This is a genomic window from Kitasatospora sp. NPDC059722 (genome assembly GCF_042733235.1).
Taxonomy (GTDB): domain Bacteria; phylum Actinomycetota; class Actinomycetes; order Streptomycetales; family Streptomycetaceae; genus Kitasatospora.
The window spans coordinates 1-14724 of sequence record NZ_JBHWGD010000004.1 but is presented as its reverse complement, the minus strand read 5'-3'; the positions used below and the strand labels follow the sequence as shown (position 1 = coordinate 14724).

The window sequence follows — 14724 nt, the reverse complement described above, 5'->3', positions numbered from 1 at the left end:
GTGCTGGACACCCCGCCGCCTACCGCCCCCGGGCGGTAGGCGCACGACGGGGTGTCACCGCTCAAGGGACTCCTTGGCGGCCGCGAGCGCGGCCTCCCACGGGTAGCCCTCGGGTCGCTCCTCGCCCGGATCGTTCGGCACGAAGCCTCCTTCGCCCAGCAGCACCCGGACCCCGGCCCCGCGCAACGTCTCGACGCTGCGCGGGAACTGGGGGTGCGCGGCGAGGGCCGTGTTCAGGCACGGCACCACCGTCACCGGGATTCCCTTGCCGATCGCCTCGGCCGCGTACCCCACGACCCAGGAGGTCGTGAGCCCGAGGGCGAGGCTGTTGATGCTGTTCATCGTGGCGGGCGCGAACAGGACGGCGTCGGCGGGCGGGAGGAGGTCCGGGTCGCCCGGCCGCCGGTAGGTGGACTTCACCGGATGGCCGGTCAGCCGCCTCAGCTTGGACATCTCGTCCTGGAGCCAGCCCGCCGCGGTCGGGGTGAGCCCGAGCGCGACGTCCCACCCCCTGAACTGGGCGTGCCGCACGATCTGCGCCGCATTCAGCACCGGCGGGGCGGCGGAGCCGAACAGGTACAGGACCGGGCGCGGGGCGGACGTGGCGACCATCAACCGATCTCCTCGACGTGGACGACGGTCGTGGACGTCGCGGTGGCCCGTGCGTACGCGACGGCGCGGATCTGGGACGGGCCGCAGGCCCACACCATGATCCGGCCGGCGGTCCGCGCCACCGGGCGGTCCCAGAGCGCCCGGACCAACCGGGGCCGGTGCACGCCGAGTTCGGCCCTGGCCCAGTCCGGGAGCAGGGCGATCGCGGCGTTCGTCAGCACCCGGACGGCAACGCGCTCCCGACGACTGCGGCCGAAGCCCCGCAGCAGGCGCAACACGTCCAGGGCCGGCGGCGTGACCCGCAGCTCCGGCCGGATCCGGGCCAGGTAGGCCGCCACCTCGGCACGCGACCCGGGTATCGCGGCGGCGCCCAGCCGTTCGGCGACGCGCGCGGCCTCGGCGTAGTAGCGGTCGCACTCGGCGGCGGTCAGCGGGGTCGCGGCGAAGATCTGGTGGCCGGTCAGGAAGCAGTGCACCTCGGCGGTGTGCACCCAGGTGAGCAGCTCCGGATCGTCGGCACGGTACGGGCGGCCGTCCGGCGCGGTGCCCCGGATCCTCGGGTGGATCCTCCGGACGCCGGCTATCGCCGCCTCGGCCGCCGCCGTCGAGCCGAGCGTGGTCGTGGTGACGAAGCGGGCCGTCCGGTTGAGCCGGCCGGTCGGATCGATCCGGAAGTCGGAGTGCGCGTCGACGGCCGCCATCGCCACCGGGTGCAGGGACTGCAGCAGCAGGGCCGCGAAGCCGCCCGCCAGCATCCCGGCCGGGTGCCCGTGCACCCGCCACACCACGCTGTCCGGACCGTACAGCCCGGGATCCCCGGCCGGACGGTCGTACCGCTCCAGGTGCAGGTCCTGCCCGTGCACGGTCGCATTGACCTCGGCCAACAGCCGCATCCGCAGCCGAACCAGCGGCCTGCGCCACGCTCCCGCCCCCATCAGGCCCACCCTTCCCACGCTCCGGGCCACCACAGTACCGAGGCGATCCCCGGGCGGGGAGTCCGGCCGCTGCCTCGACGACCCGACCTCGTCACCACCGACAGCACCCCGCATGAGATCCGGACGGCAACGGCGGCGAGGGCCGGCGGTGGACCCTGTCGTAGCCCGACGCGCGGCGGGTGCCGATCCGCCGTTGTCACCCGATGGTCGCCTCATCAATACCTCAGCTTTCATCCGAGAGGATCGTGTGGTGATGGAGTGTCCGAACACGCGGCCGACAGGCCGGACCCCGGACACTCCTCATCCGCCACCCGCCGACACCCACCGAACGGAACAGAGCACCAGTGGGCGATCACAGCCGCCACGTCGCCACCGCCGTCACGGGCGCCGTCCACGCGCCCGACGCCCGTGCACCGCGGCCCGGACCGGCGGACGTGTCCTCGGCGGTCGCCGCCGCGCTGACCGAGGTGCCGACGCGTTCGGCGACCGTCCGCGTCCCGGACCGGCTGCCACCCGTCCCCGTCGACCAGGGCCGGCTGGAGCGGACGCTCGCCGCGATGGTCCGGTCCGCGTGGCTGCGCACCCCGCCCGGAGCCCGCGTGCTCGTCCAGGCGACCACGGCGCCGGAGCGCCCCGGCGGGCCGCGCGCGCTGCAGATCCGGGTGACCGACCGGGGCCCGGACGTGGCCGCCGGAGCCCGGCCCTGGCTGCACGCGAAGCCCCGGGGCCCTCAGGACCTTCACGGCACCGACGGCAGCGCGGGCCGGCTCACCGTGGAGGCCAACCCCGGGGGCGGACTCGTCCACGTCCTCACGCTTCCACTGACGAGCTGACCGGCGTCCCGTGACAACGTCTCAACTCCTCAACGCCTCAACTCCTCAACGCTGAGGACCCGTCCGGAGGTCGTGGTACACAAGGGCAGGGTGCTCACCGCCTGCCCCCTTTGACGAAGGCTGGAGGTCGCCGTGGGACTGGACGTGTTCTGGCACTCCGAACTCCCCGATCTGAGGAGCTGGGAGTCCCTGCAGCGGACGGTCACCGAATCCTTCGGGGATGAGCACGACGTCCTGATGGACGTCGTCACGAAGCTCCCCCGCAAGGGCTTCCCCGTCCTCGCGGCCATCGACCCCTACGGGGACACCGTGCTGGACTCCCGGCAATGCGCCTCCGCGCGCGCGGAGGTGCAGGGAATCCCGACCTGGCGGGACGACTCACAACTGGTGAGCCTGGAAGCGCTGCTGAGCAAGTGCAGCCAGGCGCCAGGCACCTACGTGTACGTCGCCGGCGACTGAGGCGACCGGACCGCACGGCGGTGGGGCGTCCTCGGACGCCCCGGCGAGGCGTTCGCGTCGATCGCGCCGCCGGGGCCGGACGAGGGCCGAGTCGGTGGCGGACCGGGATCCGGCGGAGGGCCGGTCAGCTCTCGGCAAGCCAGCGCGTGACGACGCCACCGAACCAGGCCGCGTCGTCCAGCCAGGGGTGGTGCCCAGCCCCGGGCTGCACGACGAGCTGCACCCAGCCGTCCGCGAACAGCTCGCCGAGCCGTGTCGCGAGCACCGGGCTGGGACTGAAGTCGAGCTCCCCGACCAGAATCAGGACCGGGATCTCGAGCCCCGCGATCGCGGCCCTCGTCGCCTCGGGGTCGAACGCGCCCTCGGCGTAGTGCGCCGCGCGGGCGTCACGGTTGAGCTGCGTGGCGCGCGTGGCATGGTGCTCCTGCGCGATCTCGTCCCACCGGCCGTACCAGAACGGGCCCGCCAGGGCGGCGTCCTCGTCGGACCCCACATCGGTCCAGTCCCTGCGGAACGCGCCGATCGCCTCGTCGTACCAGGGCTCGTCCTTCCGCAGCGAAGTCGCGGCCTCGCGGCTGCCCTCGTCGACCGGGATCCCGACGGCCCGCATTCCCGGCGTGATCAGTGCGATGCGCGCGACGCGCTCGGGGTGGCGCTGCATGTAGAGGACGCCGAGGTTCGCCCCGGCCGAGTGGGTGAGCAGGTCGACCTTCTCCAGCCCGAGGTGCGCGCGCAGGGCCTCGACGTCCGCGACGACCCGGTCGCAGCGGTAGCTCTCGACCTCGGCGGGCTCGGGGGAATCGCCGGTGCCGCGGTGGTCGAGCAGAACCAACTGCCGGTGGGCGGACAGCCCGCCGTAGTCGCCGAGGTACTCCGAGGCACGCATCGCGCCGCCGGGCAGGCAGATCAGCGGCTCGCCCTCGCCGATGAGGTGGTAGGCCAGTTCGGTACCGTCGTAGGAAGAGAAAGTTGGCATGCCGCGAGCTTTCCACCCGGTTGTTGATCTTCGCAAGGCGCTCCCGTCCCGGCTCCGTGGCAACGGCCCGCACCGGCCGGACCGCGGTCAGCGGCGGAACAGGCCGCGCCGCTTTACCGGGGGTGGCGGTGGCGGGTCGAGGAGGGCCTCGACGGCGTGGAGGAAGGGGCGGGCCTCGGCGGTCATGCCGGTCCGGTGCAGGCGGTGGCGTCCTTCCCCCTCCCACTCGCCCAGCACCGCCCCGCGCTCGCCCGTGATCGGGTCGACCGCGTACTCCAGGGTGAAGGTCCGCAACGCGGACCCGTCGCTCGGCCAGGCCAGCACCACCGCGAAGGCTTCCGTCGCCGCCCGCGGCACCGGCAGGGCGACGAGGAGCATGCGGTGCCGCCCGCCCCGGACGAAACCGCCCCGGAGGCCGTCGGGCTCCAGCCGGTGCTCGACGGGCAGGCTCGCGCCGTACTCCTCCCAGAGCCGTCGCAGCTCGGTGTCGAGCCGCTCCCCCGGTACCGAGCCCAGCTCCGGGTGCGAGGGCAGCAGGCGGTGCGCGAAGCGGTAGTGGTGCGGACGCGGCGCGGGCAGGTCCCCTCCCCCGCCGGCCAGCCGGGTGACCGCGGCGATCACCTCGTCCACGTGCACGAGGTCCAGCAGACCGCCCTCGCCCTCCTCGGTGAGCGGCGTCAGCTCTCCGCCGCGCCACCAGTAGGTGTGCCGGGACAGCGGCGCGGCGGACGCGTCGCACTCCCGGGCGGCCGTCTCGATCAGGACCTGCAGCACATCCGGTACTTCGACGTCGAACGGCGCGAACAGCAGCCGGAACGGCGTCGGGAACGCCACCACCGCGCCATCCGGCGGCAGGTCCCGCCCGGCGACCGCGCGGTAGAGCGCGTCCAGGACGAGGACCCGGCTCCCCGTCAGCGCCGAGCCCCCGGTGACGACGTGGAGGCTGCCGCCCTGCCCGGTCGGCCGGACCTCGTGCCGCTCGACGGGCAGCCGGGCGAGCCGCGCCCGTGCGTCCATGCGCAACCGCGACGCGTCCCCGAGTTCGGCGACGGCGTCCGACGTCAGCACCTGCCAGCCGACGGGCGACTCCAGCGCGAGTAACTCCAGTACCCCGGGCGCAATTTCGAGCGCGTGCGGGAGCCGCGCGGGGTCGACCAGCGTGGTGGCGTCCAGGAGCACCGGGTAGAGCCGGGCGGCCGTCTCCTCCGGAGAGCCCGCGTCGCCCGCCATCGGTCCCTGGACGGCGACGACCAGTTCGAGGACGTGGGCCCGGACCAGCTCCCCCAGCGGAACGCCCGGCCGCCGTTCCACCAGGTCCAGCAGCCCGCCGAGCCCGTAGTCGCGCCCGTGGAGGTCCCGGGCCACCTCCCCGTGGAGGGTGACCTCGTTCCCTAACTCCGCGAACGCCGCCCGCACGTGCGCGGCCAGCTCCGGCTCCACCTCGCGCTGCCCCATCGTCCCCTCCCGGCTCCCGGTCCGCCCCGTCCGACCGAAGACGTGACCGGTGTCCCGCCCGGTTGCCACGACCGGGACGATGTCCGGATCCCGCCGTCCGCGCGGCATCACGGCGCTCGCGGCGATTCCAGTCCAGACCGGTCCAGAGCTGAGCCGTGCTGCCGTCCGCTACCCGCGGTCGACGGTGGCGGCGAGCAGCGCCAGGAGCTCGGAGTCGCGGCTGCCGGGCTCCGCGGTGCCGACCAGCAAGTACTGTCCGGACGCGTCCTGCACGTCGAACGCCTGGTAGGCGAGGGTGAGCCGTCCCACGCGCGGATGCTGGAAGGTCTTGCTCCTGCTCCCGAGCCGGCCGACGTCCTGCCGGCTCCACAGGGCCGCGAACTCCTCGCTCTCCGCACGGAGTTCGTCGACCAGGGCGACCGTGCGCGGGTCGTGCCGGCCGTGCCCGTGGGCCAGCCGCAGCGCGGCGACGGTGTCGCGGGCCACGGTGGGCCAGTCGGCGAACAGTTCCCGGGCCGCCGGATCGCGGAACAGGGAACGGACCATGCCGCGCCGGTCCGCGAGCGGGGAGAGCAACGCGTCCGCGAGGGGGTTCGCGGCGAGGACGTCCAGCCGGCGGTCGACCACGTAGGCCACGGCCGACGGGAACGCGTCCATCAGGCGCAGCAGCTCCGGTGCGACCAGCTCCTCGTCCGGGGCGTGGGCCTGGGTGCCCGGCACGAGCCCGGCCAGGCGGTAGGCGTGCCACCAGGCATCGGCATCGAGCTTGAGGGCCCGCGCGAGGGCGTCGACGACCTGCCCCGAGGGATGCCGCTCGCGTCCCTGCTCCAGCCGCGTGTAGTAGTCGGCGCTGACTCCCGCCAGGACGGCGACCTCCTCGCGCCGCAGCCCGCTCACCCGACGGCCCGCGGAACTCGGCAGCCCCACGTCGGCCGGGCCGACCGTCGAACGGCGCGCCAGCAGGAAATCCCCCAGGTCAGAGCGGCTCATGCCAGGGATCGTACGCCGACCCTTCCTGGGAGTGGCGCACCCAGGAAGACCCGTCCTGCCGCATGGGCGCGATCGGATGGCGACACGCACACATGTCACGGGAAGGCGGCATGGGAACCCGAGCCGCCGACGCCGCCTTCGGGAAATCAACCGAAGCAGGCTTAAGATCCGCTTACGGTGACAGATATTGACGTGTTCGCGCCCCGGCGGGAGGGTGGCGGGCAGGCGGCGCCGTCCGGGCCGTCGGCCGTCCCCCACCCCCGGAGTCCCCGTGATCACTCGTCGGACCATGCTCGGCGCCTCCGTCGCGGCCCTGGCCACGCCCGCGCTGTTCGCCCTGTCGCAGCGCGCCGACGGCACCACCACCCCGCAGCGGCTCGACGTCGATCTGGTCAACACCGTGCCGTCCCAGCCGGTTTACGCCTACGTCCTCGGTCTCGACCCCGCCCAGGGCAACAGCTGGGCCTTCCTGCGCTCCGACGGCAGCACGCTCTACCACCCGCCCTCCCCCAGCGCCCCGGGCGCGCCGCTCGGGGCCGACTGCGCCATCGCGCTGGGCGCATCCGGTGGCACCCCGCGGCGGATCAGCCTGCCGCACCTCTCCAGCGGGCGGATCTACTTCTCCATCGGCCGCGAGCTCACCTTCCTGATCAACCCGGGCCCGGGCATCGCGCTGCCCTCGGTGAGCAACCCCACCGACCCCAACATCGCCACCGCCTACGGCTTCTGCGAATTCACCTACGGGCCCGACCAGTTGTACGCCAACATCAGCTACGTCGACTTCGCCGCCGTCCCGATCGCCTTCGACCTGACCGCCAGCGACGGACGGCAGAGCGTCAGCGGCCTGCCCGTCGGCGGCCTGGAGTCCGCCGCGGCCGCGCTGCGCACGCAGGCCACTGCCGACGGCGGCGACTGGTCCCGGCTGATCGTCCCGGACCCCGCCGGCCGGACCCTGCGCATCCTTAGCCCCAACACCGCGATCAGCAGCGACCCGTCACTGTTCAACGGCTACCTGGACGACTACCTCGCCGCCGTGTGGCAGAAGTACCAGAGCACCGACCTCGTGGTCGACACCCAGTCCGGCTGGGGCACCGTCACCGGCCGGGTCCGCGACGGCGTCCTCACCTTCCCCGGTGCCGGCGGCTTCACCAGGCCCTCCACCGCCGCCGTCTTCAACTGCAGCTCGGCGCCGTTCACCACCGGCAACGACCTCATGGGCAACCTGAGCGCACGCCTCGCCGCCGCGCTCAACCGCACTACCCTGCTGGACGATCCGCATCAGCCCGACGGTGAGAACCCGGCCGCCTTCTACACCGCCGCGCGCACCAACCACTACGCCCGCATCCTGCACGCGACCAACCCCGACCACCTCGGCTACGCGTTCCCCTACGACGACGTCCACCCGGGCGGCGTGGACTTCGAGGGCAAGGTGCAGTCGGCGAACCCGACCCTGCTGTCCGTCACCGTCGGCGGCACCCGGACCCCGCCCGGCCCAGGGCCGTCGCCGTCGCCGTCGCCGTCGCCCCAACCCGGCGGCGGGACCAGCGCGTTCGGCACCATCCGGGCCGAGTCCTACAGCGCGCAGTCCGGCACCGCGCTGGAGCCCTGCGCCGACACCGGCGGCGGCCACGACGTCGGCTGGATCGCGAACGGCGACTGGCTCGCCTACGCGGGCGTCGACTTCGGCGGCTCCGGCGCGACGCGCTTCCTCGCCCGGGTCGCCTCCGGCGCCGCCCCCGGCATCAGCGGACTGGTCCAGGTCCGGCTGGACAGCCCGACCGCCGCACCGGTCGGCAGCTTCGCCGTCGCCAACACCGGCGGCTGGCAGACCTGGCGGACCGTGCCCGCCGACATCACCCGGACGACCGGCACGCACACCGCCTACCTCACCTTCGCCAGCGGCCAGGGCGCCGACTTCGTCAACGTCAACTGGTTCACGTTCGGCTAGCCGACACGCTGTGACCGCCAGGGGCAGCCCTGATCCGGGCTGCACGGGCAGCCCAGCCGCCCACGGCGGTCGTCAGACGCAGAGCACCTCGACGCCCTGGGCGGCGATCTGCTCGACCACCTCGTCGGGTGCGTCGCCGTCGGTGACCAGTACCGCGATGTCGCCGATCGCGCAGACCTTGGCGAAGGCGCGCCGGCCGAGCTTGGTGGAGTCGGCGACGACGATCACCTTGGCGGCCCGCTCCGTCATGGCGCGGTTCGTACTGGCCTCCCCCTCGTCGTGGGTGGCCGCGCCGAAGGCGGGGTCGATCGCGTCCACGCCGAGGATCATGCAGTCCATCGAGAGGCCCTGGAGCACGAGGGTGGCCAAGGGGCCGGTCGCCTCGTAGGAGTTGGACCGGATGACGCCCCCGGTGATGACCGTCTTCACGTACGGGCGCACCGCCAGCTCGTTGGCGATGTTGATGGCGTTCGTGACGACGGTCAGCGCCGGCCCCTCGGTGTGCTCGGCGAGGTCCGCCCGGACGGCCAGCTCGCGGGCGACCTCCGAGGTCGTCGTCCCGCCGTTGAGGCCGACGACCGCGCCGGGCGGCACGAGCCCGGCGGCCGCCCGCGCGATGCGGTGCTTCTCGTCGGCCTGCCGCGCGGTCTTGTAGCGCAGCGGCAGGTCGTAGGCGACCCCGCCCAGGACGGCGCCGCCGCGCGTGCGGGTCAGCAGCTGCTGCCGGGCCAGCTCCTCCATGTCACGGCGCACCGTGGCCGTGGAGACCCCCAGGAGCTCGGCGGCCTCGACGACGTCGATCCGGCCCTTGTCGCCCAGGATTTCGAGCAGTCGCGTCCACCGGTCGTGCATGCCCACTCCACTTTCCACTGTCTGCGCCGTCACCAAGCGTATATCGCGCGTGGATCATGCGGGACCGGCCGAGGAGGTCTCCCCGTCCGTTTCGCTACTTGACCGAGCCGGCGGTGAGGCCCGCGACGACGTGGCGTTCGATGAAGGCGAAGAGGATGACGACGGGGACGATCGCGACGAGTGACGCGGCGAACACCTGGTTCCACTGCACGCTGTAGGCGCCGATCATGTTGTCGATCCCGACGGTGAGGGGCTGGCGCTCGGGCGTGGTGGTGAGGGTGAGCCCCATGACGAACTCGTTCCAGGCCGAGATGAACGTGAAGATCACGGCGGTGACGACGCCGGGCAGGGCCAGCGGCAGGGTGACGCGGAAGAACGCGCCGATCCGGCTGCTGCCGTCGATCTGGGCGGCCTCCTCCAGTTCCACCGGGATGGAGGCGATGTACGCGCTGAGGATCCAGATCGCGAATGCCAGGTTGAAGGCGGCGTTGGCGAGCACCAGCACCCCCACGCTGTCGAGGAGGCCGAGGGTGTGGAACTCCCGGTAGAGGCCGACCTGGAGTGCGGTGGGCTGGAACATCTGGGTGATCAGGACGAGGAGCAGGAACGCCTTGCGGCCGCGGAAGCGGACCCGGGCGGTGTGGTGCGCGGCGGGCAGGGCGACCAGCAGCACGAGCAGGGTGGAGCCACCGGCGACGAGGAGGGTGGTGCGGAGGTTGCCGCCGAGGGTGGTGTCGGTCCAGACCCTCGTGAAGGAGGAGAGGTCGAAGCTGGTCGGCAGGTAGGCGTTGTCGCGCAGTTGGCCCGCGGGCCGGGTGGCCGTGACGAGCATCTCCAGGTAGGGCAGGAGGAACAGGGCCGCGAGTGCCCAGGCGGTGGCGGCGTAGAGGGCGGTCCGGGCGGTCGGGCGGCGGGCGGGCGACCGGGGCGGGCGGTTCATCGGTTCTCCTGCTCGTTCCAGCGGCTGACCTTGAGGAAGAGCAGCACCATGACGATGACGGCGGCGAAGTTGACGACGGACATGGCGGCGGATTCGGCGACGTCGTAGCCGCGCAGCATGTACATGAACACGGTGGTGGTGGCGGTGTCGGCGTTGGGTCCGCCCTGGGTCATGCCCCAGATGACGGGGAAGGAGTTGAAGACGTTGATGAGGTTGACGACGAGGGCGACGAGGAAGGCGGGGCGTAGCAGGGGCAGTGTGACGAGTCGGTAGGTCTGTCGGGGGGTGGCGCCGTCGACGCGGGCGGCTTCGTAGACCTCGGTGGGGATGGTCTGGAGGCCGGCGAGCAGGGTGTAGGTGGTGAAGGGGAGGGAGACGAAGACCGCGACGGCGATGAGCCAGGGTTTGGCGTGGGTGGCGTCGCCGAGCCAGGCTTGTGGGCGGTCGATGAGGCCGAGGTCGAGCAGGAGGCGGTTGAGGACGCCGGCGACCTGGTCGAGCATCCAGCGGAAGCCGATCGCGGTCATGAGGACGGAGGCGGCCCAGGGGGCGATGAGGGCCCAGCGGGTGATCCGTCGGCCGGGGAATTCCTGGTTGAAGAGCTGGGCGAGGGCGAGCGAGAGCAGCATGGTCAGGCCGACGACGGCGACCGTCCACAGCACCGTCCAGCCGAGGACCTCGGGCAGGCGCGGGTCGGCGAACAGCTTGCGGTACTTGACCAGGCCGGCCGCGCCGTGGTCGGTGCCGGTGGTGTCGATGCGCCGCAGCGAGGTGCGGACCATCTCCACCACCGGCCACACGACCACGGCCAGGATCAGCAGGACGGCGGGCGCGATCCACGGCACCGGGCCGAGACGGCGCAGGGGGTCCCGGTGGCGCAGCGGGTCCCGGCGGCGCGGTGGGTGCGGCACGGTCACTGGCCGGCCTGGACGGCGGCCTGCTGGAGCGCGTCCAGCGCCTTCTTCGGGTCGCTGACGGCGGTGCCGATCTGCGTCTTGACCTGGGCCGAGACGCCCGGCCAGGTCGGGTCGCTGAGCGGGTAGAAGGTGGCGGTCGGCAGGATGCGCAGGAAGGGCGCGAGCGCCTGCTCGTCGGGGTCGGCCTGGAGGGCGGTGAGCGCGGACTTCGTGACCGGCAGCAGGCTGTACTCCTTGGCGAACTTCACCGCGTTGTCCTTGGCGTAGGCGAAGTCGAGGAAGGCCTTGATCTGCTCCTTGTGGCCGCCCTTCTTGAAGGCCATGACCCAGTCGGCCACCCCGAGCGTGGACGGGCTCGCGCCGTCCTTCCCGGGCATCGCGGTCCAGCTGACGTCCATGGTCTTGACGTCGCCCAGCAGGGTGGGGATGCCGTTGAGCATGCCGACCTTGCCGGACGCGAAGTCCTTGGTGAGGTCGGTGCGGTTGACGGCCGCCGGGCTCTGCTCGGTCAGGCCCGCGTCGACCCAGGACTTCAGCTGGGTGAACGTGGCCACGTTGGCGGGGGAGTTGATGGCGTACTTGCCGCCCGCGTCCTGGTAGCCGCCGTGGTTGCCGAGCATCCAGATGAACGACTCGCCCTGCGCCTCCTCCTTGCCGAGCGGCACCCCGAGCGGCACCTCGACGCCCGCCTTCTTGAGGGCGGTCGCGGCGGCGGTGACGTCGTCCCAGGTCTTCGGCGGATTGGCGGGGTCGAGACCGGCCTTGCGGAAGAGCGCGTTGTTGATCAGGAACATCCGGGCGCTGGAGACGAACGGGACGCCGTACTGGGTGCCGTCCTGCACGCCGGCCTTCGCGAGGGCCGGGACGAAGTCGTCGGCGGTGGCGGCGGAGAGGACGTCGCCCGCCGGGTAGAGCATGCCGTTCTTCGCGTAGTCGGCGTAGCCGCCGGTCTGCAGGAGGTCGGGCTGGTTCCCGTTCTGGACCATGGTCTTGACCTGGGTGTCGAGGTCGTTCCAGTTGATGACCTGGAGGTCCACCCTGACCTTGGGGTTCTGCTGCTCGAACGCGGATATGACGCCCTGCCAGTACGCCTGGCTCGGGTTCTGCCCGTTGGAGCCGTAGTCGGCGGCGACGAACCGGATCGTGGTGACGCCGTCGGCGGACGTGCCGCCGGAGCCGGAGCCCTTGCTGCACGCCGACAGGGCGAGCGTGCCGGCCAGGGTGGCCGCCGACAGGGCGAGGAGAGGCCGCTTCATGTGCAGGACCGCCTTTGCGAGTCTACGAACTGCGTGAAGTTGTGCGATCGCGCAGATCACCAATCAAGTTCGATCAGTAGCGTGCCCAGAGTGTGCCCCGTTGGCGATGGCCATGACGGGCGCGTTATCGAAGTGTTGCCGTACGGGCCGTGGCGAGAAGGCACCCTTCCGTGTGACTGGAACTGCGTGTAGCCTCGCCGCCGGTTGCTCAATCTTGATCTGTTGGGCGTGAAGTGCGGCAGATTTGAGCAGAAGTGCCGTGGGAGCTGTTGGCGCCGTAGGCGGGGAGGCCCTTGTGAGTCACGTCAACCGGAGTCACGTCGAGCGTGAGATCGCGGATCAGCCGGACTGCTGGCGGCGGGCGTCGGAACTGGACCCGGCCGGGCTGCCCGAACCGGGCGAGCGGGTGGCCGTCATCGGCTGCGGCACCTCGCTCTACGTCGCCCAGGCCTACGCGGCGCTGCGCGAGGCCGCCGGCCACGGCGAGACGGACGCCTTCCCGGCCTCCGAGTACCCGGCCGACCGCCGCTACGACCGGCTCCTCGCCCTCAGCCGCTCCGGAACCACCACCGAGGTGCTGACCGCGCTCGCGCGCGCCGACCGCACACCCCGCACCGCGATCACCGGCGACCCCACGACCCCGATCAGCGCCGTCGCCGACACCGTCGTCGACCTGGCCTTCGCGGACGAGGAGTCGGTGGTCCAGACGCGCTTCGCCACCACCACCCTCGCCCTGCTGCGCGCCCGGCTCGGCCACGCCCCGGCCGACCTGCCCGCCCAGGCCGAACGGGCGCTGGCCGCCGACCTGCCCGAAGGAGCCCTCGACGCACGGCAGTTCACCTTCCTCGGCACCGGCTGGACCGCCGGTCTCGCACACGAGGCGGCGCTGAAGCTGCGCGAGGCCTCCGGCTCGTGGACGGAGTCCTACCCGGCGATGGAGTACCGGCACGGCCCGATCAGCGTCACCGCTCCGGACACCGTCGTCTGGTTCTTCGGCGAGCCGCCGACCGGGCTCCTCGACCAGGTCCGCGAGATCGGCGCGACCACCTCCGTCACCGGCCTGGACCCGCTCGCCGACCTGATCCGCGCCCAGCGGCTCGCCGTCGAACTCGCCAAGGCCCGCGGCCTCGACCCCGACCGGCCGCGCCACCTCACCCGGTCGATCGTCCTCACCCGGCCGTGACCACGGTCATCGCGCTCGACGTCGGCGGCACCTGGGTCAAGGGCGGCGCGGCCGGCCCGGACGGCCGCCTGCGGGCCGCCACCCGCCGCCCCACCGGCGCCGAGCACGGCCCGGAGGCAGTACTCGCGACGGTGCTCGCCACCGCCCGCGAACTCGCCGACCACTACCGCCCGGTGGCGGCCGGCGTCGCGATCCCCGGCATCGTCGACGAGCCGGCCGGCCGGTCGGTGCTCGCCGCGAACCTCGGCTGGCACCGGCTGCCCGTCCGCGACCGGCTCGCGGAGGAACTCGGCGTCCCCGTCGCCCTCGCCCACGACGTCCGGGCCGGCGGCCTCGCCGAAGCCCGCCTGGGAGCCGGCCGGGGCAGCGGCAACTTCCTGTTCGTCCCGGTCGGCACCGGCGTCGCGGCGGCCCTGGTCGTCGACGGCCGCCCACTGGCCGGCAGCCACGCCAAGGCCGGTGAACTCGGCCACCTCCCGGTGGAACTCGCCGCCGGCGAACCGTGCGGGTGCGGCGGCCGGGGCTGCCTGGAGACGGTCGCGTCGGCCGCCGCGATCGCCCGCCGCTACACCCGCAGGACCGGCCGCACCGGGACGGACGCCAAGGAGGTCGCCGAACGCGCCCGCACCGGCGACTTCGCGGCGGTCACCGTCTGGCGCGAGGCCGTCGACGCCCTCGCGGAAGGCCTCGCCGCCGCCGTCACCCTGCTCGACCCCGAGCGCATCGTGATCGGCGGCGGCCTCGCCGAAGCGGGCGAACTCCACCTGGCCCCGCTCCGGACCGCCCTCGCGGCCCGCCTGACGTTCCAGACCGTCCCCGAGATCGTCCCCGCCGAACTGGGCCCCCGCGCCGGCTGCCAGGGCGCAGCCCTCCTGGCCCGCGAACTGGCGGCGGAGACGGGGACGTGACGGGCGTGGAGGGCGCGGGCGTGGAGGGCGCGTGCGCGGGAAGTCGGCCGGTACGAGTTCCCGCGCTGCGCGAGCGTCCGATCGGCCGCTGCGGAGCTGGTGTCGCCCGCCCCCGCCCCCGCCCCTGCCACCCCGACCCGAGGAGTCCCCGATGCCCCTGACCGGTACCGGTGCCATCGTCGCCCCCGCCGTCGCCTACGGCCGGGGGGTCGGGGCGTTCAACGTCATCCAGCTAGAGCACGCGCAGGCCATCGTGACGGGGGCCGAGGCGGTCGGGGCGCCGGTGGTCCTCCAGCTCAGCGAGAACGCCGTCCGCTACCACGGCGCCCTCGCGCCGGTCGCCGCCGCGACGCTCGCGCTCGCGCGGCGGGCGACCGTTCCCGTGGCCGTCCACCTCGACCACGCGACGTCCGCCGGACTCGTCGCCGAGGCCGTCGACCTGGGCTTCTCCTCGGTCATG

15 protein-coding genes are annotated in these 14724 nt (G+C 73.1%); 6 read left to right on the top strand and 9 right to left on the bottom strand.

Annotated features, from left to right (window positions below):
• Positions 1-54 precede the first annotated feature (54 nt).
• Both ACFV4F_RS03500 and ACFV4F_RS03495 read right to left on the bottom strand, forming a co-directional pair.
• Complete coding sequence (locus ACFV4F_RS03500) at positions 55-612, bottom strand: flavoprotein (protein ID WP_380500261.1); 558 nt, start codon at positions 610-612, stop codon at positions 55-57.
• The gene (locus tag ACFV4F_RS03495; protein ID WP_380500260.1) at positions 612-1547 is read right to left on the bottom strand and encodes an oxygenase MpaB family protein; all 936 of its coding nucleotides are present in this window, start codon (positions 1545-1547) and stop codon (positions 612-614) included. Before ACFV4F_RS03495 ends, ACFV4F_RS03500 begins: the two co-directional genes overlap by 1 nt.
• A 344-nt stretch (positions 1548-1891) precedes the next feature.
• On the opposite strand from ACFV4F_RS03495, the gene ACFV4F_RS03490 reads away from it, so the two are divergent.
• Complete coding sequence (locus ACFV4F_RS03490) at positions 1892-2380, top strand: hypothetical protein (protein WP_380500259.1); 489 nt, start codon at positions 1892-1894, stop codon at positions 2378-2380.
• A gap of 132 nt (positions 2381-2512) precedes the next feature.
• Positions 2513-2839, top strand: a complete 327-nt coding sequence (locus ACFV4F_RS03485) for a hypothetical protein (protein WP_380500258.1) — start codon at positions 2513-2515, stop codon at positions 2837-2839.
• Between the two features lie 124 nt (positions 2840-2963).
• Here ACFV4F_RS03485 and ACFV4F_RS03480 read toward each other — a convergent pair whose 3' ends face one another.
• The 3 genes from ACFV4F_RS03480 to ACFV4F_RS03470 form a co-directional block, all read right to left on the bottom strand.
• On the bottom strand, positions 2964-3815 hold the full coding sequence (locus ACFV4F_RS03480) for an alpha/beta fold hydrolase (protein ID WP_380500257.1): 852 nt from the start codon (positions 3813-3815) through the stop codon (positions 2964-2966).
• An 87-nt stretch (positions 3816-3902) separates the two neighbouring features.
• Positions 3903-5270 (bottom strand): hypothetical protein, encoded by a 1368-nt coding sequence (locus ACFV4F_RS03475; RefSeq protein WP_380500256.1) that lies wholly within the window; start codon positions 5268-5270, stop codon positions 3903-3905.
• Between the two features lie 168 nt (positions 5271-5438).
• Entirely contained in the window at positions 5439-6260 is an 822-nt protein-coding gene (locus tag ACFV4F_RS03470) for a helix-turn-helix domain-containing protein (RefSeq protein WP_380500255.1), read from the bottom strand.
• Between the two features lie 271 nt (positions 6261-6531).
• Between ACFV4F_RS03470 and ACFV4F_RS03465 the strand changes: the two genes are divergently transcribed.
• Entirely contained in the window at positions 6532-8208 is a 1677-nt protein-coding gene (locus ACFV4F_RS03465; protein WP_380500254.1) for a beta-1,3-glucanase family protein, read from the top strand.
• 72 nt (positions 8209-8280) lie between these two features.
• On the opposite strand, the gene ACFV4F_RS03460 is transcribed toward ACFV4F_RS03465, so the two are convergent.
• From ACFV4F_RS03460 to ACFV4F_RS03445, 4 genes are all read right to left on the bottom strand, one after another.
• Complete coding sequence (locus tag ACFV4F_RS03460; protein WP_380448870.1) at positions 8281-9060, bottom strand: DeoR/GlpR family DNA-binding transcription regulator; 780 nt, start codon at positions 9058-9060, stop codon at positions 8281-8283.
• A 94-nt stretch (positions 9061-9154) separates the two neighbouring features.
• Entirely contained in the window at positions 9155-10000 is an 846-nt protein-coding gene (locus ACFV4F_RS03455; protein ID WP_380448867.1) for a carbohydrate ABC transporter permease, read from the bottom strand.
• Positions 9997-10917, bottom strand: coding sequence for a carbohydrate ABC transporter permease (locus ACFV4F_RS03450; RefSeq protein WP_380500253.1), 921 nt, complete (start codon positions 10915-10917; stop codon positions 9997-9999). Before ACFV4F_RS03450 ends, ACFV4F_RS03455 begins: the two co-directional genes overlap by 4 nt.
• Positions 10914-12173 (bottom strand): extracellular solute-binding protein, encoded by a 1260-nt coding sequence (locus tag ACFV4F_RS03445; protein WP_380500252.1) that lies wholly within the window; start codon positions 12171-12173, stop codon positions 10914-10916. The genes ACFV4F_RS03450 and ACFV4F_RS03445 overlap by 4 nt, the downstream gene beginning before the upstream one ends.
• A gap of 295 nt (positions 12174-12468) precedes the next feature.
• Here ACFV4F_RS03445 and ACFV4F_RS03440 point away from each other — a divergent pair, with 295 nt between their 5' ends.
• The 3 genes from ACFV4F_RS03440 to ACFV4F_RS03430 form a co-directional block, all read left to right on the top strand.
• Positions 12469-13356 carry an SIS domain-containing protein gene (locus ACFV4F_RS03440; protein ID WP_380500251.1) on the top strand — a complete coding sequence of 296 codons (888 nt, stop codon included), beginning with the start codon at positions 12469-12471 and terminating at the stop codon, positions 13354-13356.
• Positions 13353-14264 (top strand): ROK family protein, encoded by a 912-nt coding sequence (locus tag ACFV4F_RS03435; RefSeq protein ID WP_380500250.1) that lies wholly within the window; start codon positions 13353-13355, stop codon positions 14262-14264. Before ACFV4F_RS03440 ends, ACFV4F_RS03435 begins: the two co-directional genes overlap by 4 nt.
• Before the next feature lie 151 nt (positions 14265-14415).
• The coding region (locus ACFV4F_RS03430) for a class II fructose-bisphosphate aldolase (protein ID WP_380500249.1) at positions 14416-14724 on the top strand (309 nt) is incomplete at its 3' end.

What these genes read in the sequence shown, in the direction of transcription:
- ACFV4F_RS03500 (WP_380500261.1), bottom strand. Translation starts at nt 612, where the DNA reads ATGGTCGCCACGTCCGCCCCGCGCCCGGTCCTGTACCTGTTCGGCTCC.
- ACFV4F_RS03455 (WP_380448867.1), bottom strand. Translation starts at nt 10,000, where the DNA reads ATGAACCGCCCGCCCCGGTCGCCCGCCCGCCGCCCGACCGCCCGGACC.
- ACFV4F_RS03495 (WP_380500260.1), bottom strand. Translation starts at nt 1,547, where the DNA reads ATGGGGGCGGGAGCGTGGCGCAGGCCGCTGGTTCGGCTGCGGATGCGG.
- ACFV4F_RS03460 (WP_380448870.1), bottom strand. Translation starts at nt 9,060, where the DNA reads ATGCACGACCGGTGGACGCGACTGCTCGAAATCCTGGGCGACAAGGGC.
- ACFV4F_RS03475 (WP_380500256.1), bottom strand. Translation starts at nt 5,270, where the DNA reads ATGGGGCAGCGCGAGGTGGAGCCGGAGCTGGCCGCGCACGTGCGGGCG.
- ACFV4F_RS03445 (WP_380500252.1), bottom strand. Translation starts at nt 12,173, where the DNA reads ATGAAGCGGCCTCTCCTCGCCCTGTCGGCGGCCACCCTGGCCGGCACG.
- ACFV4F_RS03470 (WP_380500255.1), bottom strand. Translation starts at nt 6,260, where the DNA reads ATGAGCCGCTCTGACCTGGGGGATTTCCTGCTGGCGCGCCGTTCGACG.
- ACFV4F_RS03480 (WP_380500257.1), bottom strand. Translation starts at nt 3,815, where the DNA reads ATGCCAACTTTCTCTTCCTACGACGGTACCGAACTGGCCTACCACCTC.